Origin of the sequence: Mycetohabitans sp. B3 (assembly GCF_021498065.1) — a bacterium.
Taxonomy (GTDB): domain Bacteria; phylum Pseudomonadota; class Gammaproteobacteria; order Burkholderiales; family Burkholderiaceae; genus Mycetohabitans.
Genome location: NZ_JAHLKN010000026.1, coordinates 224,963 through 246,393 on the forward strand (window position 1 = coordinate 224,963; position 21,431 = coordinate 246,393).

Genomic DNA, 21,431 nt, shown 5'->3' on the forward strand with positions numbered 1-21,431 from the left:
CGATTGACGACCAGTTTTTGCAGGCCGCTTCACTATGCAGTGGGAGCCGCTTTTCTGCCGAGCGATGCCCGATATGCACGCCAAATAGTTTGATGTGGCACCGCTAGGTCACCGACCTGTGCTTCCAACTTACGGGCCAAAATCTGGCTGCTTTTGGCCTCTTGCGCCGCAGCGTAAGCTGCATCAGCCGTCGTTCGGCCGGTCGTCACGTGCACAAGACTCAATAGGGCATCGCAGTTGAAACACGCGGGAAAATCATCTCCCGCCTTACCTAGCTTATTGCCTACGAGCCTTTTGGTGAAGATGACAATATCCGTCATGCTAGTGCCATTTTGCAATGCATGATTAAACGCCTGGACTTCTGCATGGAGCGCTGGCACGCCTGGAAAGGTTGAAAGCGTCCCTTGCCTGCTCCGCTCCGTATGCTGTATGTGCAAGCTCGTTAAGTGCGCAATGCCCGTGTGCAGCGGGTTGATTCTCTTTGGATCGCCGCGTTTACTCTGGTTTAAGTCATCGTCGCGCTTATAAAGCCAGCTACCCTCTTCATATTTGGATTCTATTGCTGACATAAATGCTTTTTTATCATTAATTCTATAGCTTGTATCTTGTAGCGCGATTCCGTTAAATGTGTCTTTTTTTCCTAAACTTGCTGGCAGATTGACAAACCCACCTTCATATTCTTGCGTACCAATCTTATATACGGCAGCATACGCGTTGAAGTCACTTAGCTCTTTACTGCGAGGACGATATGTGTCGCTATCCCCTTGTTTATTTTTTTGCGCAGGTTTCAATTTATTGAACTGTTCAGTTTTCTGTTGAACCTCTGCCAAAAAATTTTCCGCTTGTTGTGAAAAGACTTCGTAGGCTGCCTGAACACCTGGAAGAGCCAAGACAGCTCTCGTCACACGAGACGGATCGGGCGCGCTTGGCAAGTCGAGCCAGTCGACGGTTCCGTACAACCCCCGTGCATCAAATCGTGTTATCGGATTATTTCCGACCATTTGGTAAAGGTTAAAACCATCAACTGTTCCCGCTGGATCGGGATTCAGCCATCGTCCAAGCCATGGCACGTAATACCGGAAGCCATAGTCATAGAGCCCGGTTGCATCGCGCTCTTTGCCCGAGTAACGTACAGTCTTGTACTTGGCTTCAAGCTCGCTTTTCGCCGCCCACAGTGCGGTGCCACCATACGGGTAATATTCTTCGTAGGTCAGCAACTGCGCCTCGCCATCGAGCTCTAGTGTGCTGGAACCCAGGTGGTTACCCAAGCTATAGCGCGCTTGATCGTTATCGATTGAATCCGGTTTGCCCACCTCCCAATGCAGGACCCGCAGCGCGATGCCGCCCGCCTCCACCACAATGATTTGCAGACGCTCATTGACGGTTGACTGGTTGGCCTCATCCGTGGCGGCCTGCCGATGTTCGCGCTGCTCAAGTCCCGGCAAATAGCGCACGTCTTCCGTATGCTGCTGGGAACCCGCAAGCCAGCGGCGCTGCTTGCGCGCGCGTTGGCCTTGATCGCTGTAAGCATAGCGCTCGTCATCATCGTCACCCGTGTCGCGTTTGACCTGCACGGTGCGGCTGAGCTGATCGCATGCGTTCCAGTCCACGGGCTGGCCAGGCTGCAATTGTGTCAAATTGCCGTTTTCGTCGAAATATCGATGCACTTGATCGGATTGCTCGGTCCACTCGCAGGGCACCGCGCGGTTCGAGCGGGTCGACACGGTCATGCGTAGCGTATAGTCTTGCGCCCCGGTATGCTGGATGCAATGTAAATTGCCGCTCGCATCATACGTGTAGTCGCGCGTGTAGTTCACGCGTTGCGTGTCGTCCAAGCCTTGCCATGACGGCAACGCGGCACTTTGTTGCCCGGCCCGCGCGCTTTCCCGCCCGGTGGCGTGGACCAATTGATACAGCGCGTCGTAGCGATAGAGGCTTGTCGCTGTCACACGCTGGTTGCGCGTATAGCGCACCGGCTGCGCCGCATCATCGATTTGCGTGATATTGCCCACCGGATCATACGTGTAGTTCAGATCCTGCAACAGCGCTTTATCGTGCTCACGCTGCACACGCAGCTGCGTCAAGCGTTGCGTGGCTGGCTCATAAGTATAGGTACGCACCACGCCATTGCCCGCGCACACCTGCAGCGGCTGGCCAGCCGCGTTATAGAGGAAATCCGACGCGACGCAGCACTCGTCTTGGCCGTGCTGACCGGCTAAGCGTAGCCAAACCGTTTTGAGCTGGCCAGCCATATCGGATTCAAAGCGCCGGCAATGCCCGCCCGCATCGGTGTGCGTGAGCGTTTCGCCCAGCGCGTTATAGGTCCAACAGGTTGTATAGCGCTCGGGCTCGAGCAGCTTAGTCTGCGCCGTTTCCGCTTCCGGCCAATCGGGCGCGTCCAGCGTCGCTAAAAAGCCGCGCGTGGCGCTCAACGCTTGACCACTCAAGCTATAGCCACCGATTTCGGTCACGCCCGCTGGATCCGCATGGCGAATCAGCTGACCACGATCATTGCGGCGCGCGTCGCTGTCCGGCGCCCCATAGTTAAACCGTTCACGGCACGCTTCTGCGGCGCCGGCGGGTTGCTCAAACCGTGCGCTCTGACGGCCGAGCACATCATAGGTCCAACGCTGACGATGCCCATTGCCGGTCGCTGTCCACATGATCAGCCCACGCGCATCACGTAGCTGCAGCTGCGCGCCCGCATCGACGCTGTCGGTACGCAGCAGCTGCCCTGAGAGCGTGCGCTGGTAGCGGAAATTGACTGAGTCCTTCGCGATGTGCCGCGGATCAGCACTGCTCACCAGCGCACCACTCGCATCGAATTCATGGCGAGTCACAAGGACTTGTCGCTCGGGAACTTCGGGTGTGCGATTGCGCCCCGAAATATCGGGCGTGCGGTTGTAGCGTACTTCGCGCACCGCTAAACCCTGATTGTCGCGTACCTCGACCATCGGCGTGTCGCGATACAGCGGATCGTCGCTCGTGTCATTTTCGTCTTCGTGCGCGTCAAACCATACATCAAAGCAACTACGCCGCTGAGATCCTGCCGCGGTGTACACCCGCGTATTGCGGCCCAACGGATCATAGTAGAACGTGTCGTGCGGCACGAACTGCCGCAGCGATGCATCGTTCACATAGCGGGGCGTGTCCACAAAATACGGTTGGTACACGCGCACCGCTAAACCTTTATTGTTGTATTCGACGCGACCCGAGACCGCCCAACGCGTCGGCGTATCGTGGCTCACCAGCTGTCCTGCTTCGAGCGCCAGGTTGCCCTGCGCATCGGTTGCCCACGCGGGACCGGCGGCAACACGCTGCTTGGCTTGCAGTGCACGGCCGAAGCCGTCGGTGAATGCCACCGTGCAGCGGATCTGCCGATGTGTGTCGTCCGGATAGCCATCATGCACCAAACTCGCCGTATGCACCGGCGTACGGGCAGCGTCATCGAGCAGCGCTCGAATCTGTGCCCAGCGCTCGGCTGATAGGCCGGGGGGCGCAGCGCTCAGCCACCGCCACCGCGCGCGGAGTTGACCGCTGGACGTGAGCAGCCCCTGTTGACACAGCATGGCTTGTTCAACGTCGCTCAGTACGCCATCCTCGAGCTGACCCATCCAACTAAGTAGCGCATCGTAGGAAACGCTAGCCGCGTGCTGGATCGCGCCGATGGGGTCGGCCAGTGCCGCGTCGAGCGTCGTGACGGCGGTTCGATAAATTTCGACCGGTGCGAAACCGATTGCGCGATCGTCTTGCGTACCGTAAAAGCTGGTGACACGTATCCGGCCTAGCGGATCGTACGCCGCTTCATGCCGGTTCTCATTCGCATCGATCACGCGCGTCGGTTGCAGCCATCGATAGTCATACTCGGCTTGCGTCACATAGCCCAATGCGTCGGTCACGCGCGTCACACAGTAGCCGGACGCATCGTATTCGATGCGCGTTTGAGCGCCGAACGCATCGGTTTGATGGCTGAGCCGATAAAAGTCGCTCAAGCCCAGATAATGCGCGCGCGGCGATTCCACCCAGTAATAGTCGTTGCCGTCTTCGTCAAACTTTTGATACTTCGCTTGCGCCATCCATTGATCGAGGTCGCCAGGCGACGGCAAGCCTTTGCAGGCTTGCTCCAGCTGATCCCGCGTCACCTCGACCTGCCGTGTGCAGGCCAGCAGCCCCTCAAGCGTTGCCTGACCGAATGGCAATTTGGTACCTTCCGTATCGACATAGTTCAGGCGTTGCCAACCAATCAACTCACGCGGTGCGGTATCCAGTCGACCGTCGGTCAACTGTTCGTAACCAAGCCTCTCTGCTGTACTGGCCTGCGGCTGCAAGGCTGCCGTTTGTGTTTCGCACGGCAGCCCCAGCCGCCAGTGTGCGGGCCCCTGATCCAGGTGAATCCACCGATGCCGTGTGCACCTCACGCGCAACGTTTGCTGTTGCGGATCGTTATACTCGACGGGTGTAGCGGGATTGATTCGCCGTGGATAGTGCACGGTGGCCGCCTCGGTCGGATAGCCATAGGCGTCCGCGTGCAGCAGCACGTCATGCGTGATCATTGGATCGTCGGGCGCACGCTCATAATGCACGCTCAATTGCTCCAATTGCTGCGGCAATAGCACGCGTGCGCCGGGCGCATCGTGCACCACGCGCACCTGATAGCGGTATGCGCTTACCGTGTACGGGTGCGCGGCCGCCGGCGTGTCATCAACGCCGTACACCTCCTCGCGCAGCACGTGCCCGCGTAGCGCACGACGCATTTGACGCAATAGGTCGGCGTCGGGCTGCGCGATCGGCTCACCTTGGTCATCGACCCAGCGCGTGGCGCCCAGCGACGGCGCTTTCTCATCGCCCGCGTAATAGTCGGCATCGGGCGCGTCGTCTTGCTCGGTGCCGACGCGATACCACGTTTTAGTCAGCACTGGTGCGCTGAGTGTATCGTCATCCGGTTGCGTGAGCGCCTCGCGCTCAGTGTCCATATGCGCGACATAGCCAAAGCCACGAAACTCGCGCTCGTGTCCGTCATAAAAGCCGTGGCGATACGTATAGTGTTGCGTCAGTGTATTACCGGTAATCTCATCGGTCTGGATCTGTTGCGCCACGAGCGGCACCGGAAACGGCAGTCGGCTCACCGCGTCGGGCGTCTCACGCTTTTCGTCAAGCCACGCTTGCGCGGAGCTGCGATACACAAGCTGCGTGTCCAGTCCTCGGTTGTTATTGACCCGCTCAAGCAAGTATGGTTTGCTGCCCGCGACAAAGTCCACGATCCAGTGGCGCGGGCTGGGATACGGCACGGTCAATACCAGCGCCGCGCAGCCGGTGCCGTGCACGTCCGCGAAGCTGACTTGACACGTGTCGTCATAGCGCACGCCGTCGGGCCACGCGAGCGTCACCGGCTGCGCAAACCCATTGCCGCCCTGGTTCAGGAAAATGAGCAGTCGGTCACTTTCTAGATAGATCAAGTCAGCCGCGCCTGAGCCGTCCAAGTCCGCGAGCCGCACGCGTGCCGGATCAAACGTGCGGGGCTCGAACGGCAGCGGCGCGAATGGAATCGCCGCCCCGAACTGGCCGCGGCCCAGATTCGGCCAGCACACCAATGCGTCGTGACGCACGCGCACCAAGTGGGACTGTCCCGAGCCGAGTACGTCGCTGACCGCGACCAGTTCACTCGACGCGCCGCGACCGCTGGGCAGCCGATCCGGCGCATGCTCGACGTCTTCGGGCGCGCCAAAGCCGGCCTCGCGCCGGTTTGCGTACAGCCGCACGCTTTTGGGGCCAATCAGTGCCAAATCTGGCAGGCCGGCACCGATCAGATCGATAAGCTGTGCGTCCGGATGCAAGAATTCGGTTGGAAACGCACTAAACGGCACAAACGCTTGCCAGTGCTTATCCGGCCCCAACGAGAAAAAGCCGGCCATGCCAGGCTGTGCCACGACCCAATCGAGCTGCCCGTCGCCGGTCAAATCCATCAGCGCGTGCCGCGTGTCGGGCCCCAAGCCGCCAACTGGCACCTGCGGCAGCGGCTGCCACGCATCGTACGCAATCGCGTCGTTGTCTAACGTCGCACGAATCGGCGCACGATACCAACAACTACTGCCATCGCGGTACAACACGCCCGGTAGGCCTTCACCATATAGATCGACCATTTGATAAAGCGCACCATCATTGAGCCCCTTCAGTGGTTCAAACGGCGTGAACTGACTCTGATCCAGCGTAAAAGCACCAAAGCCGAATTCGAGCGGCGGCAAGCTAACCGTGGCTGCTTCGCCGCTGGCGGGATCGGGTCCGTAGCCAGTGACCCACGCGGCGCGCAGCCGCGTAAGGACCGGGTTTTCGTCATACTCGAGGTACAGCCGCCGCACCAGCACCGGGTCGGCGCCGAGCGCGTCGAAGCGGTGAAACAGCAGCACCTGCTGGCACAGCCGATGCGTGCGCACTTCAAACCCCGCCGCATACTCGGAGAATGGATCGGCCCGCGCGAGCCATGCATGCGTCGGCGCATAGGTAGGCAACGCCTCGGGAGTTTGCGCATGCTCGCCATAGTCCAATACCAGCTCGACATGCCAATCGGCAGGCACCGGCGTGTCATTCGTTAAGTACAAGTCGGTGCACGCTTGGCGGTTGCCGTAGCACACACGCTTTAGATACCGCTGCGCGCGCCGCTCGCGTGGCTGCTCAATGTCGGAGCTGATATCGATGCCGCTGTCATCTTCACCCTGATACGCATAATACACATGCTCACCGTGTGGCGTGACAGTTTCTTCGAGCCACCAGCGTGCGATGCGCTCGGGCGTGGCCGGGTCGGCCAAGCGCGCGGCTGCCGTATAGCCAAACAGATGCTGCGCACCGTCTGCGGCTCGCACATGCCAAAAGGCGAGCGTGGCGTCGTCTTGCGCTTGCCAGTATTCAAGCCGATCAAAACCGCCCTCGACGCGCGGCGCGAACAGTGTGACGTGAAACGCGCGACCGTTCAGCGTCTGAGTTGGTGCGTCGCCGACGCGCACCAGTACTGCGCCGCTCGCATCGACCCATTCGTCCGTCTCTGTGTAACGTGGCACGCCTTTCGCGGTGCGCCGGCCAATGCTGGGCACGCTCAGCGCCATGCCTAGCCCGAATGGGCTATTGCCCGCGCCACTGCTGTAGGTGAGCGCTAGCGCCGGCGTGGCACTGCCTACTTCGGTGAGCGGCAATGGCAGGCTCAAGGATGCTGTGCCGCTGACGCCACCGGCACTGAGCGTCTCGCCCAGCCCCTGAATGGCGCCACCGCCTTTGGGCAGTGACAGCGACGGCACACTGACGTTAGGCGCAGTTATTTCAGCTGGATGAGTCGTATTCATGGTTTGTACTCGAGAAACAGGCTACTGAACATAGAAAAACGCCGTTCGGTTTCCTCTCGCACCTATGCGCTAGCCGACCGGCCATACCATCCCGAGTTTGATCAGATGCTTAACGTGGCTGTCCGAGCACGACTTGGCAAGCACGACGCCCCTGCAGGCCAAACCGGCGCTTTAACTCGGGATCAACGTTTGCTTGACCTCATTGGTGAAGCTGACTCCGCCATCCAAGGCGGTGTACTGCACTTGAATAAGTACATCATTAAGCGCGTCCAATGACGCTTTTTGTGCGGGATCAGCGGGCAATTTTTTACCATCAATCGTTTCCTCCACCGCACGCGGGAAAGTCAGCATCCAACTGGACACTGCGCCGGTCCCCTCAAACGGCAAATAGCGCCCATCCTGCACAAGCAGCGCAAACGTGCCGCTGTCATCCAAGCCCGAGGACAGCGCAATCTGTTGGCTTGGCCGCAAGTTATTTACGACATGTGTGCCACTGCCACTTGCGTTATCGTTTAAATATTTGACACCGTCGATATCCGGTTGTAACAGCGTTTGGCTGCGCGTTTGGGTCAGCAATGCCCGTACATCTTGATAAGGGCCGGTCAGCGTAGGCAGCGTGACACTAACCTGTTGTAAGCAACGCGCATAATGGCCCGGATAATGGGTGTCAAAGTCCTGTTCTGACAACGTGAACTCAAACTTACCTTGCGCTTTTTGCGCGTCAAATTTATCGTCTAGCAGCGTCTTAAGCGAAAAGGTCCGGGTGATATTGAGCCGACGGTCATTGCGCGCCAGATAGGCGGATTCCATTCGATGCAGGCTGAGCGACAACGTCTCGCCGACCAGCAACCCACGGTAACTATCGTTCCACGCGTTAGTCGGAACCCAATATGTGCTGAAATCCCCCAATTCATATTGCCAGCACGCCTGCACGTTCATGCACAGTGACAGTACCGCATCGTACGCTTGGTAATATAGTGCTGAGAGTTGACTGGTCAACCACTGATACAGGCTTGCTTGCGTAAAGCGAGAACTCAGAAAATCGAGCATCGCCTGTTGTTGAGCCTGCTGCGTATGGGCTTGGTCAATCACCGTTTGAGCGGCTTTTTGCCGTATTGCGAGCGCCTGCAGTTGTTTGTCGATCACCTGGGATTCTAACTGCGCTTGTTCATACTGAAGTCGCCAGTCGTCGCGCCGTCGCCGGTACGCTTCGCTTTGCGCGAGACGGGCAGCTTTCCCTTCCATCGCGGTGCGCGCCACACTCATGCCAAGCGAGACGGCCTGTGTCGCCGCGCCCCAACGGGAACCGCCATTAGCCAGGCCAAAAACGTTCGGCGCCATATCGAGGCCGCCAGCAACCGCATACATTGCTGCTTCGCTCACGGACATATCACTGACGGCATTTTGCAGATCCATCGATTCTTGCTCGGCGCGACTGATATTGTCGTTATAGCTATCCAAATAGTATTGGTAGCGCTGGTCCGCCAGCGTCTTTTGGGCCTGTAGCGTGTCAACATCGGCATTGAGCGCGTCCAGCTCTTGCTGCTGCAGGCTGATCGTGAAATTGGATAGGTCCACCAAGTGCTGTTGGCTCAATTCCAGCTGGTGTGCATTCTCACCGCGCTCCAGCACGCTGAGTAGCGTATTGCCAAACTGGCTGAGCATATCAACCGCGCGGTACGCCGTCGGCAGCAGCGATTGAAAGCGATACGGCAGAATAATCTGGCTGGCGCCATTGCCACTGTTACCCAGGGAGCCCGCTTGGGCACGCTGCGTCAACAGCGCCAATGGATCAGCAGGCGTCGCAAACAGTGGCAGGCTGAGCGGCTTGCCATCCAGGGTTAAACTATGGCGCAGGTTGTACAGACGTGCGTCGAGCATTTGCCAATACGTAAGCAATTGCGTATTGAGCGGCGGGCGAAAGTTCGGGTTGTCTAATATACTGAGCAGACTTAGATTTTGCGCCGGCAGTGCCAGCCAGCGTACGTTCGGTTCGTGCTCTAATTCACGCACCGTCGCGTATTTTTGGCTCGCGAGGGCCTGCAACGTATTGGGCGTCCAACGACTGCTCATCGAGACCGTGGGCGGCGGTCCCATCAGCTCCCGTGCCTGATCATAAAACACACGCGCGGCCGTCAGTCCATCGGGCGTGAGCAGCCGATACGCATTGTCACCCGTCGCAATGAGCGTGCGCACATAGGCCATAAATACCGCTTTTTGATAAATAACCGGATCGGCATACGCTTGCGCATCCGGATTGAGCGCATCGCGCATCAAAAAGCTGGCCGTCGATACATCGGCGTCCTCAGGCGGACACAGCGGGTAGACGTTCCAATAGTCGGGTGCCGTGATACCGGTGACCGCATCAGTGTCTTTATCTTTGGCCGCCGGATCGAAGATATAGTGCAGCCAGTGCTGCGCATCGGTGTTTTGATTCTCGCTGCTAAAGCGCGTGGCGACCAGGTACGGCACATGGAAAAACAGCTCCCAAAAATACAGGCCGTTGGCACTTGTGAAATCCATCGGCTGCAAATTGCCGTTGGGTGCACTACTGTCGACACGTAATTGCGGTTCTTGCGGCATTGCTTGAGTCGTATAGTGCAGCAGCGTGCCCAAACTAACATTGGCCCGGCGAATCAATTCGCGCACAAAAGTCGTATTGAGCCGAGTGTCGGGCAGGGGGAAACCGCCATCCTCCGCCTTATTACCGTTAAACGTAATGAATTGGACGTTACCTTGCTGGCTGTCATAACGCGTGCACAGCTGAGGAATCTGATCCGGTGTGTTCACCGACACCAATTCAACTTGCACTGACCACGTTTGATAGGCACTACCGACACTGCCAGAAGACGGGGTGCGCACCAGTTCATTGCGCAGATGGTAAGTGATATTTCCTTGCTCCGGAAAGTCCTCGCTGCTGATTGAATGCGTGGCGGCACAGTTGTCTGTCGGTTGCAACACGTAGCGTTGCGTGGTGGTGTTGTTCGCCACCACACTCTTTTCCGTACCACCTTGAACCGTGTAGATGGATAATTTATGTTGGAAGCGATATGTGACACTGACTTTATTGGCGTTTTTGTTAATACCAAAGGTTAAGTGATACGAATCCCAATAACCATCTTTTGGACCAATAGAAAAAAATATTTCAGTGGGAGAATTATTCTCAAATCTAACCCGCTTTCCGTGCAGATCCAGTGTCTTGGAGGTGGGCGTACCCCCTTCAAAAGCGATGTTGCGTGAACTATCGGTCACAAATCTCCAGCCCATGTACCAACCTATGTAAGCCGGAAGAGTGACAGTCCTATATTGATAAACACCAGCCTGAATATCGACATTCCCATAACTAGTATCGTATTTAATTTTGGTATCGTAAAAATAATAACTTGACCCATCGAAGCTAAACTTAATTGATCGATTTGCATCACCCGCTGTCAAATGATAACGCATTCGATTACTTGTGCTTCCGGTTGGCGTCTGATCACCGCTAGGAAACACATACAGGCTTTTCCATACGCCTCCATCGCGCGTTTCATCGGGGCATCGACCTAATTCAGCACCAACTTGCAGCGTCAGTCCGTCACTCGCAATTGACACCGAAGGTGTGGCCAAAGCCCCCGGCCAGTTGCTAGGAATACCTGAATCATAATGCGAGGTTTTCTTTTGGGTTGATCCGGCGACAATTTGGTATTTTTTGCCCTGCAAATTATATTGCAACGACTGATAGCGAATACCGTCTTTGACAGCGCCCGGCTGGTAGATCAGAAAATCTGATTTAACGTTATCGCCGGTTGTTTTTATACTGATAAAAGATGTATCACAGAACAAAAACGCCGATTGATCAGGAATTTTACCCTGCTCACCTTCATACACAAACAAGCCAATAAACAGGTTGCCTTCTGGACGAGTGCTGCCGGTCACGCCGCGGCTAAAATCCACGATCGCCACGGTATCAACCTTAGTTAATTCAAAATTGGTATCTTCCGTAATCTCTAGTACACCACCTGTCAAGGCATAGGAATTTCCCGTTTTGTCGAACCCTTGCAGCTCGGCCACATTCGGCGCGGACCAGGTGCCGTCATAACGCAAATATCCGTAATGCACGCGGTAGGCATGCACTTCCGGCGTGACGTCGGTGCCGTCACTCTTCTTCTTCGGCGTGGGGTCCCGTTCAACCCAGCTAACGTACAACCGGTTATTGAAGAATACCGGCCGCACAGTCCAACTGAGCACATTGCTGCTATTCAGTGGTAAGGTGATCGCTCGCCAATCATTCCAACAATTTGGCGTAATCTGCGGATGCTCGGCCGTGCCGCCGTTTTTACTCAAATCCATGCTGCGCCAGTAATAGCTATGCGGCTCCGCAGCGGTTCGACCGATAAAGTAATAAGTCCCTTTGCCAAAATCGGTTTGGCTGCAACAGCCGTTGATCACCAACAGATTGCTGACCGCCTCGAACTCGTTCAAGTAGCTGAGCACCGCGTCCTGCACGCGGTCAGCGTTGAGTCGATTTTGGTTTAGGGAATTTTCCAGCTCTTCAAAGAAGTGACTTTTGTCCTGACGCGTGGACGGTAAAATATAGTTTTCCGGATAGTCACTGACCTGCTGACTGGCTGACCAGCGCGCATACTGGCTATCGATCTCCCGCCATGATGCGATATCGTCTTGCGACATTGGGTTAAAGCCTGGCTCCTGATTCAACGCAATGCGGTATAGGTACTGCTGCAGGCTCGCGATTGCCTGCGCGACACGGCTAGTTTCGACCTCTTCGCTCACTGCGGTATCAATGAGCAAATATTGATACAGATCGTCTTGGGTCACCGCTTGATCGCCTACACCCGGCAGCGTCGGCGCAACATAACCCCGATAATAGGCTTGTAGCGCATCGCGTCGGGATTCATTGAGCCGTTTGGCAAGCGCATTTTGCATGATGGTGATCCTTTGCTTAAGATAAAGCGGCTTTGATGCACACAGGTTCAGTGCCAGCCGGTGTGATCAGGGAATCGGTCAGTCGCTCTCACTTGGCTAATGCATGGCCGTCGTGACCTGTTCACTGGCGGCGGCCACTGCCTGTCCTAGTCGCTGCCAGCTCGCGTAGTCACTGTTGGTGCGAATGCTGATCGTTGAAGTCAATGACGCAACCGCCAAGCCCGTTTGCTGCGACAAGCGGTATAAGCGTAAGATCGTTGCAATTTGCGGTATGGTGCGCGCTGGCGTATCGGCATCGCCCATCACATAGGCCGCTGCAGCTTGCACTTCACTGGCCTGCCAACCCAGCAAATTTGCCAGCAACGGGGCGGCATCTTGCGCCGACGGTGGCGCGTTGCTGTTGACCCGTCCCAGATATGCAAGCAGATCGTTCTCGGTGTGCGACGTGTGATGCAGCCAGTCGCGATAACAACCGAGGTGATACAGTGTCGCAAAGCTTAGCGTCGTGAGGTTCGGTTCGCACTCGCCAAACCAGGCAGGCTGCGCCAAGTAGCTGTTTAACATCGCCGCACTCAGTTCAAAGCAGGAGGCTAGCTGTGCGCCGCGCGATAGCATCGCGAGTAGCTTCAGGTAAGTATCGGTAATTTGCTGTGGGCAGGTCACCGACTTTTGAGCCAAGGTTTGATTTAAAAACTCACAGGGCGTACTGCCAGCCCATTGCACCAGCGGCCGCACCAGCGCTTGCGGCACCATCAGCAATTGGGCCAATGTGCTCGCCAAGATGCCGTGCTGCGACTGCTGCGCGTTATAAAGTAATGCACTCAGTGCGGTCGTGGCCTGCGCCTGACTGTCCTTATCCAGTGCTTGCGCCATGACAACGGCCTGCACGGCCGCTGTGATACTGTCTTGCGAAACCGTGTTCACATTGTCTTGTACTAGCCCCTGTGCATCAACCAAATTGGCTTGTTGCATCAGCGTTGCCCAATCCAGCGCCACGCCCTCAGTATCCGTTGTTGGCGCACCCGATTGAGCATAACGAGGGGGTGTCACGACACTGTGACTGATACCTTGGCTCAGCTGCTGAATTAAGTCTAACTGGCGTTGATTACCTATTTGCGGCGGCACAGGCAACAGCCACGCAGCGCATTGCGCCACGCTTACCTCCTGCGCGTGCAACCAGTCAGTCGCTATGGACAGCAACATCAGCCCATCGAGTATGTCATTAGCTTGCGGTCGGCCGTTATTATCTAATACCGCGATCGCGGGTACACCTGCCAACTGCGCAAGCAACGAGCAGTCATCGCCTAACCACTTGGCCTGATCTAGTAAGCGAATGAACGCCAAACCACTTGCAATGGTCAGCCCCAACCAACGCGGAATGCTAGCCAGCCGGTACAGCGCGGAGACGGCATCTAAGCTATTGGGAAAGTTATGGTTAGCTTGATTGCCTTGATACTGAGCAACGAGGTCCGCCAGCAGCGAAAACTCCGCATCGGTGAGCTTTAAACCTGCTGCCAATTGCTTGACAATACGTGCGTCCCGCTCCTTATCCACAGTGGTGGCCGTCGCCGTATAATCTACATTTTCCCAATCCAGCGTGTAAGATTGATCAAATAGCTGCTTGATGTTAAATAAGCGGTCCAACATGGGCACATCGGGAGTAATCGCATACGGTGTGATTTGATGCACGACGGCGGCGAACTGTTCGGCCGTAACGCCGTAACGCTGCTGGTAATGACGAAAGACCCCAAGCAGCCGCAACGTATTTGTGTTTGTGTACAGTCCCAAATTGCCATCCGCTTGAAGCGGATCGACACCTTCGGCACGCATGCCGGCTGTGATCAAATAATCCAGTTGGTCAAATGGCAAGTCCAATGCACGCTGCATGCGTATCAGACGGTTCAATCGATCCAGACGATCATCGGTCAAATCAGTGAGTGTAAGATTACCATCTTTATCCTCTACCATTTCAATCGCTGGTCTTTTACCCGCATGCAGGTAGACGGCACCATAATGGTAAGGCATATGCGGCGTTTGATCGGTCTTTCCGTTAGTGAAGATTGCATTACGAGTCACAATATGGGGCGACACTATCACAGTATCGCCACCGACTCGCGTGCACAGTGCGCGTTCTAGATCCGCCACGCTTAAGCCCGTGTGGCAAGTCAGCTGGGTGACGTTGCTGAGGTAAGTTGCATGATTGTGATGGATCGGTGTTGGGCTGATTCCAAAGTGATTGTGGTAGAAGTTGACTTGATTCGATGTGTAGAAAACAGGATTATCGTTGCCATCTAATATCAATGTAAAGCTGATTTCTGCATAATATTTTTTAGACGACCACGTCTGCATACGGATAAAGAAATCGGCACGCAGCGGATTAGCCTTCAGATCCAATCCCGCATTATCCTCATCGCGATATTGTAATGTAGGGTAGCGCTTATATGGCTTACCTTCAGTAGTTATTGAATTATTAATGCCACGATAATAATATTCTTTATTTTGCCCACCCAACACAACATGACAATCGTTTGCAGATTTTAATGTTAATTGCGTAAAGACATCGTACTGATTCCCTACCGAAATTAATTCAGTCACCCCGTTAAGCACGGCATTTTGCAATGGCGTGACATAAGCATGGCCATTAAGATCTGACCACGGATCAATTTCTGTCGTGGAGTAAAAATCACTTCCCCATTTAGCGACAAGTTGCGCCAACGTCAGCATATGAGTACTAAAATAAGGTGCAGCAGCAATCAACATTTGCAATGGCGGCGCTAATGGACTCGCAAGTCGCATCGCCTCCATTCTTGCTGTGGTGTCGGCAGGCGAGATAGGGGCAATAAAGTAAGGCCACGAGGTATCGACCCGCTGCATCACCTCCGTGAGTGATGTGCCGCTCACGGCGAATCCTTCGATGGTTTGCTGATGCGCAAAATGGTATGGCAGCTGGTTCGGATAGTAAGTCTCTGCCAACGTTTCATCGACCGTTTTTCCGTCCGGCACCGTGTCCTCAATCGCACGGCTCAACACCGTATTGACCAGTGTCAGTTCGGGTAACCGCTGGTTCAAACTGTCGTTATCCACGATCAGCTCTGGAATATCGGGGCGGCGCTTTGCCAGCGAGTTGATCGCGTCGGGCTGAGGCGCGTTTCGTTCTTGATTCATCGCCAAGTGATACAGCGACACGAGATAGGCTGCCGGTGACGTATTCGCTTCGATGGCGTCTACCGCACTCATCTGCCCCCAGTCTAAGCGAAACTGCTCATCATAGCTGGGACCGGGACCAGAAAACGGCCCAAAGGTTTGCTGCACCAGGCGCGTCAAGCGCCGCTGACGAAACCGGAACGCCACTTGCTGCGCATAGCCGACTGTTTGGTCATAACAGGCACGGGCGGCCTTAGGGCCGAGCTGTTCGCGATGTTCACGGACAAACTGCTCCCGCGTCACACGCGCCACATCAAAGACAGACTGGTAGCCCAGTTCAGCAAGTCGCCCCGCCGTCTTGTAGCGTGCTTCAAGCACATTGATTAGCGGGCTGATTTTTTGATTCATATCCACTCCTGACATGGGTCAAAGATTGTGTCACGGCCTTCTGTTTTGGAAAACTAATCACTTTCCTTGGAACCATGCCAATTTCCAATTCGGATGCTACACGTGAGCGATTTCGACATCCTAATGCCATCGCAAAATCGACGCAGACAGCGTAGCAAATCTTATTTGCCATGTTGTCCTTATCACTTCGCTATCAATGGATCGCTACTCTTGAATAGGACCGCATTACATTCTCCGCCGTCCAATAGAGCGCGCTACGCCAGGCCTCAAACGACGGCACTCAACCCATGCTGCCGCTGGATGCAAGACCGTGCCCTGACGCGCCACGTGCTCAAAGCGACACTGTCTTGCCGTACGCTAAGTGGGCAAAGTCGGAAACAGAATAAAATAGAAAAATTAGACGTGGCACGCAGACGCGAGGCCATTGTGTTTAAGCTGGGGTACTTCTTCATTTTCCCTCCAGACATCATTTGTATTCAGCAAAAACAGCTAATGCGATGCACCCGTTCGCTGACAGATCACTTCATCGTTTGCTGCTGCTCACAACGCGTTCAAGCGTTGTGCTCAACTGCCATATGCCGCTTCGGCACTTAAGGTAACGACAACTATAAAGCACTAACCCGAAAGCATCCAAGCACATTCCCTTTATTCAATGCGACAAATTGCCGTGAGTACCGCCAAGCGTTGACCTGCAGAGGCCGGGCTACCTCACAGAAAAACACGGCTGCGCGTCAGGGGCCCCTCGCACAATCGCATGATATGAAACGGCTCGATTGTCTCGCCCATCATTGAATCGCCATTGCTCTACGCCACGATAATTCACCAGCAGCGCTGAATCCGACCGCCGCACAGTAATGATCACCGCACCATGCACAATCAGGCAGTCGTCGCTTTGCTGCTCAGTACCGGCGTTACCTTCGTCGAGTCGCGCGGTGCGCGCAGCGTCACAATCTCACCGGTTGACGTGCCCGTGCTCGCCCGATGACGCTTTTGACTGACGCGAGCCACATAAATAACCCAGCGCGCACCATCTCGAGCTAACGCCTCGTTTAGCTCATCGGGCATTCTGGTACGGGAGCGCCGGCCTGCCCGCCGCGTCGATGATGCACGACATGGCCATCACCGTGAGCCAAATCGTGTCTCGCTACGGTGGCTAAATAGCTGGATCGAGATCGCGCCGTGCTTTATCTAGCATGTGGTCAACGCCGATGATGTCCACGCGTGGACAACCGTGCTGGTGATGATGACAGGCGAGAACCGGATGCGGCCCGCGTGTTCCACAGACGTGTAAACTGCTGTCTTTTTGACTCTGGTGGTATGGTGCAAGTCCCCCGGCCAACGGCGTCCAGCGCTCCGACACTTGTTCGTTTGCTTGCGCGGCTCGCACAACTCGATGTAGCCGAACCCGGACAATCGTTGCCGGACCAGTTGAGCCAATGGCTCGGCTGGACCGACGCCATTGCGTTGTCAACCGCGCTCAACGCTACTGCGTACGGTGCCGCATCGGACGCGGCCAGCGTAGCAGATCTGGGCGACGACGCGTCGGCGCATACTGCCACCGTGCGCACGTCGTTGATCCGCCGCATCGATGCAGCTTGCGGCTTCGCCACCGGAGCGCGCCACGCAGCCAAGCCCGCAGCGCTACGCGGGGCGAGCAGCGACGCCGTGCCCGACTACGCCGATTTTCGTCACCGCTACGTCGGCGTGCAGCACGCGATGGCAACGGATATCGGTGCGCTGCGGGGGCGGCTACGCACAATGCTAGTGACGCGCGCGCCGGATATGGCGCAGCTGTGCGCCGTCGATACCGTCATGGAGCAGGCACTAGCAGCACGCGAGCATCACCTGCTGGCCAACGTGCCCGCGTTGCTCGGCGCGCATTTTGCCCGCTTGCGCGACGCCGCGTCTCTCCCCGCGCCGCCGGCACAGACGCACGTGCCACAGCAAGCGTGCACGCAAGTTCCACTTCAAACTGACGCACCGACGCCTGCGGGTGCGCCTGGCAGCTGGCTGGACGTATTTCGCAACGACATGCGCAGCGTGCTGATCGCCGAACTCGACGTCCGGTTCCAACCGGTGCAGGGACTGCTGTCGGCCTACCGTACCTGCTAACCAACCTGCTATGACCCGCTTTCACCTTAACGTTGTTGTCTTCCTGGCCGGCCTGGCCATCGTATGCTGGATCGGCGCCGGCTACTTCGGCGCCAACCCGCTGGCCTCGGCCGTCACGCTGCTGATCGGTGGCGGTTATCTTGCAGGCGCTTTGGAATTGCGCCACTACCAACAGGCCAGTGCCACGTTGATGCGCGCCGTAGCCGGCCTATCCGCCCCCCCGCCGACGCTGGAGCCCTGGCTGGCACAGTTGCATCCCGACTTACGCAGTGCGGTGCGCCTGCGGCTGGACGGTCAGCGGGTCGCGTTGCCGGCCCCGGTGCTAACGCCCTACCTGGTGGGATTGCTGGTGCTGCTCGGCATGCTGGGTACCCTGCTCGGCATGGTAACGACGCTGCGCGGCACCGGCGCCGCACTGCAAAGCGCGACCGATCTGGGCGCCATCCGGGCGTCGCTTGCCGCGCCGGTCAGCGGACTGGGCTTTGCGTTCGGCACATCGATCGCGGGCGTGGCGGCATCCGCCATGCTGGGCCTGCTTTCCGCCCTGTGCCGACGCGAGCGCATCGAGGCCGCGCAGCAGCTCGATACCGCCATTGCGACGACATTGCGGGCCCATTCGAGCGCTCACCAGCGCGAGACGACTTTGCAGGTCTTGCAGCGGCAAGCCGATGCGTTGCCTGCACTGGTCGACCGGCTGCAAACGATGATCACGCATATCGAGCAGCAGACACGGACGTTGAGCGAGCAACAGCTCGCCGGGCAGCAAGCTTTCCTCGACCGGATCGAGCACGCGCACGCGCGCCTGATCTCCTCCGTGACACACTCGTTGACAGAGTGCGTGGCTGACAGCGCCCGCGCCGCGGGCGCGGCGCTGCAGCCGGTCGTCCAGGCGACGATGGCTAGCCTGGCACGCGATACGGCGTCGCTGCACGATACCGTCGCCGGCGCCGTGCAGCAACAGTTACATGCGCTATCCGCGAGCCTGGACACGACCACGCGCGATGTGGCGGCGGTCTGGAGCGAGGCATTGGCCGACCATCGGCAATCCAATGACGCGCTGCTCGAGCACCTTCGCGTCTCGGCGGACCAATTCGCAGAGGCGGCCGAACAACGCGCCGCGACCCTGTTGCAGACGCTGTCGGCACGCCTGGAAGCCAACGTGGCGACGCTTGCCCAGACTTGTCAGCAGACGCTAACCCGGCAGGAGCAGGCCGCGGAGCAACGCGCCGCGGACCATCAACGCGCGCTCGAAGCGGCCGTTGCGACGCTCGCGCAGCGCTCAATGGCGTCGCTGGATGCAATGGAACAATCGCAGGCGCGGCTGCGCGCCGAACTGCAATCGCAGGACGAACACCGACTGGACACCTGGACCACGACACTGACGTCGATGGCCGCCACGTTGCGCCACCAATGGGAGGAAGCCGGCACGCACGCCGCCGCGCAGCAGCAACACATCTGCGACACGCTGGCGCGTACAGCGCAACAGATCTCGGCGCAAGCCAACGAGCAGGCCAATAAGACGATCGCAGAGATCGGCAAGCTCGTGCAAGCCGCGTCGCAGGCGCCGCTGGCCGCAGCGCAGGTGATCGCCGAGCTGCGCCAGCAACTGTCCGATAGCCTCGAGCGCGACACAGCGGTTCTGCAGGAACGCGGCCGAGTACTCGAAACGCTGGCGACGCTACTCGACGCGGTCAACCATGCGTCCAATGAGCAGCGCTCGGCCATCGACGCACTGGTCTCGACATCGGCAAGCTTGCTGGAGCGCGTCGGCAACCGGTTCACCGACGAGGTCCGGGCCAGCACGCAGCAGGTGGAGGCCGCCGCGACGCAACTCACCAGCAGCGCGGTCGAGGTGGCCAGCTTGGGCGAGGCGTTCGGCGCAGCGGCCCAGTCCTTTGGCGCGTCCAACGATACGCTGGTTGAGCATCTACAGCGCATCGAAGCGGCGCTGGACAAGTCGCTCGCGCGCAGTGACGAGCAACTCGCCTACTACGTCGCGCAGGCGCGGGAAGTCATTGACTTAAGCATGATGTCGCAGAAACAGATTATCGAGGAGTTGCAACAACTCGCCATGCAGCGGGCGCGTGCTGGAGCCGAAGCGCCATGAACGACAACATCGACGGCGACGTGGAAGCGGCGGCGCCCATCTGGGCCGCGTTTGCCGACTTGATGTCGGTATTGCTGGGGGCGTTCGTGCTGATCCTGGTCGGCGTCATCGGCATGCAACTGCAACTGTCGTCCAAGCTCGAGAACGAAGTTCGACAGCGGCAAATGGAAACACAGCGCCGCAAGACGCTGGAACAGGCATTGGCCGGGCCACTGGCCGCCGGACGCGTGACGCTGGTGAATGGCCGTATCGGCATCAGCGGCAGCGTACTATTCGCACTGAATTCGGATCAGTTGCAGCCCGAAGGCCGCGAGCTGTTGAAAAGTCTCGCCAATCCGCTTCGCTCGTACCTTAGCGCCCGTGACGAGATCCTAATGGTGAGCGGTTTCGCCGATGACCAGCAGGTCCGCGCGGGCAATCGTCGCTTCGCCGATAACTGGGACCTGTCGGCACAGCGCGCGTTGACGGTGACGCGCGCCTTCATCTCGGAAGGCGTGCCGGCCTCATCAGTGTTCGCCGCCGCGTTCGGCTCTGAACAACCGGTGAGCTCGAATGCTGACGACGCTGGACGGGCCCGCAACCGGCGCGTGGAGATCGCCGCGGTGCCGAGGCTGCCCGCCATCAACGGTGAACGCCGTGAACCATAGCGAAACGCATGCGCGGGCCCGGCTTGACGCATGGCGAGCATCCGGCGCCGATCGGCTGGACCCGGTACGCTTCCGCTTTATCGACGCACTGGAGCGGCGCACGGCCGGGCATGTCGGCGCGGTGCGACACCGCCTGGAGCGCCGGCTTGGCGAGTTACTGGATGCGTATGCCGCTGATCTCGAGCGGGCGGATCCCTGCTGCGGCAACGCAGCTGCCAAAACGGCATCACGCGAGCCCGGGGGCCCTACGCTCGCGGCGTTGCTCGACTACATCGCCGCGCGCAAACACGCGCACGGCGATGCCGGCGCCACTGCCGCTGCGCCGCACCCCGTGTCCGATCCGGAGCCGGCAACGCTGGAGTATTTCAGAAAGACCTGGGCCAGGGTCCGCATTGAAAAGCAGCTTCGGCAATCGCTAAACCAAGTGCCGAGAAATGCCGGTCCGCTCAATTCCAGCAGTCTCGTGCATCGGTCGCTTTTGTTGATGCGCGAATTGTCGCCCGGGTATCTACAGCAGTTCCTCGCGTACGCAGACACATTATCGTGGATGGAGCAATGGAATAGCGGAAGCCCGGCATCGGTCAAGGACACCGCGCGTGCCGCCGTTGCCCGCAAGAGTGCCAGAAGCAAATCGCGCTGAAGCGGCGTGCCGTTTCGCGCCTTGTGGGGCGCCGCGCGCCGTCCATCGACAGACGCGAGTCGCACCAGTACACGCGTCGTTTGCTGCCCATCAGCCGCCCCGAGTTCGCCCCGCCC

General features: G+C 57.8%; 7 protein-coding genes. 4 read left to right on the forward strand and 3 right to left on the reverse strand.

Annotated features, from left to right (window positions below; genetic code table 11):
* Positions 1-32 precede the first annotated feature (32 nt).
* The 3 genes from KQH55_RS07605 to KQH55_RS07615 all read right to left on the reverse strand — a co-directional run bounded on the left by KQH55_RS07605 (position 33) and on the right by KQH55_RS07615 (position 15,809).
* Positions 33-7,331 (reverse strand): SpvB/TcaC N-terminal domain-containing protein, encoded by a 7,299-nt coding sequence (locus KQH55_RS07605; protein ID WP_235090540.1) that lies wholly within the window; start codon positions 7,329-7,331, stop codon positions 33-35.
* A 171-nt stretch (positions 7,332-7,502) separates the two neighbouring features.
* Positions 7,503-12,257 carry a neuraminidase-like domain-containing protein gene (locus tag KQH55_RS07610; protein ID WP_235090541.1) on the reverse strand — a complete coding sequence of 1,585 codons (4,755 nt, stop codon included), beginning with the start codon at positions 12,255-12,257 and terminating at the stop codon, positions 7,503-7,505.
* Positions 12,258-12,353: 96 nt separating this feature from the next.
* Positions 12,354-15,809: a Tc toxin subunit A gene (locus tag KQH55_RS07615; RefSeq protein WP_235090542.1), complete on the reverse strand. Its 3,456-nt coding sequence runs from the start codon at positions 15,807-15,809 to the stop codon at positions 12,354-12,356.
* A 1,317-nt stretch (positions 15,810-17,126) separates the two neighbouring features.
* Here KQH55_RS07615 and KQH55_RS07620 point away from each other — a divergent pair.
* From KQH55_RS07620 to KQH55_RS07635, 4 genes are read left to right on the forward strand one after another with little or no spacing between them, the layout of a single operon-like run.
* Positions 17,127-17,921 carry a DUF3348 domain-containing protein gene (locus tag KQH55_RS07620; protein ID WP_076795520.1) on the forward strand — a complete coding sequence of 265 codons (795 nt, stop codon included), beginning with the start codon at positions 17,127-17,129 and terminating at the stop codon, positions 17,919-17,921.
* A gap of 10 nt (positions 17,922-17,931) precedes the next feature.
* Positions 17,932-20,028 (forward strand): DUF802 domain-containing protein, encoded by a 2,097-nt coding sequence (locus KQH55_RS07625; protein ID WP_076795522.1) that lies wholly within the window; start codon positions 17,932-17,934, stop codon positions 20,026-20,028.
* Positions 20,025-20,675, forward strand: coding sequence for an OmpA family protein (locus KQH55_RS07630; protein WP_076786809.1), 651 nt, complete (start codon positions 20,025-20,027; stop codon positions 20,673-20,675). The genes KQH55_RS07625 and KQH55_RS07630 overlap by 4 nt, the downstream gene beginning before the upstream one ends.
* Positions 20,656-21,315 carry a DUF2894 domain-containing protein gene (locus KQH55_RS07635; protein ID WP_076786807.1) on the forward strand — a complete coding sequence of 220 codons (660 nt, stop codon included), beginning with the start codon at positions 20,656-20,658 and terminating at the stop codon, positions 21,313-21,315. The genes KQH55_RS07630 and KQH55_RS07635 overlap by 20 nt, the downstream gene beginning before the upstream one ends.
* Positions 21,316-21,431: the final 116 nt, after the last annotated feature.

Bases quoted from the DNA above. Each gene is read 5' to 3' on its own strand.
- KQH55_RS07625 (WP_076795522.1), top strand. From the start codon at position 17,932: ATGACCCGCTTTCACCTTAACGTTGTTGTCTTCCTGGCCGGCCTGGCC.
- KQH55_RS07605 (WP_235090540.1), bottom strand. From the start codon at position 7,331: ATGAATACGACTCATCCAGCTGAAATAACTGCGCCTAACGTCAGTGTG.
- KQH55_RS07610 (WP_235090541.1), bottom strand. From the start codon at position 12,257: ATGCAAAATGCGCTTGCCAAACGGCTCAATGAATCCCGACGCGATGCG.
- KQH55_RS07615 (WP_235090542.1), bottom strand. From the start codon at position 15,809: ATGAATCAAAAAATCAGCCCGCTAATCAATGTGCTTGAAGCACGCTAC.
- KQH55_RS07620 (WP_076795520.1), top strand. From the start codon at position 17,127: ATGGTGCAAGTCCCCCGGCCAACGGCGTCCAGCGCTCCGACACTTGTT.
- KQH55_RS07630 (WP_076786809.1), top strand. From the start codon at position 20,025: ATGAACGACAACATCGACGGCGACGTGGAAGCGGCGGCGCCCATCTGG.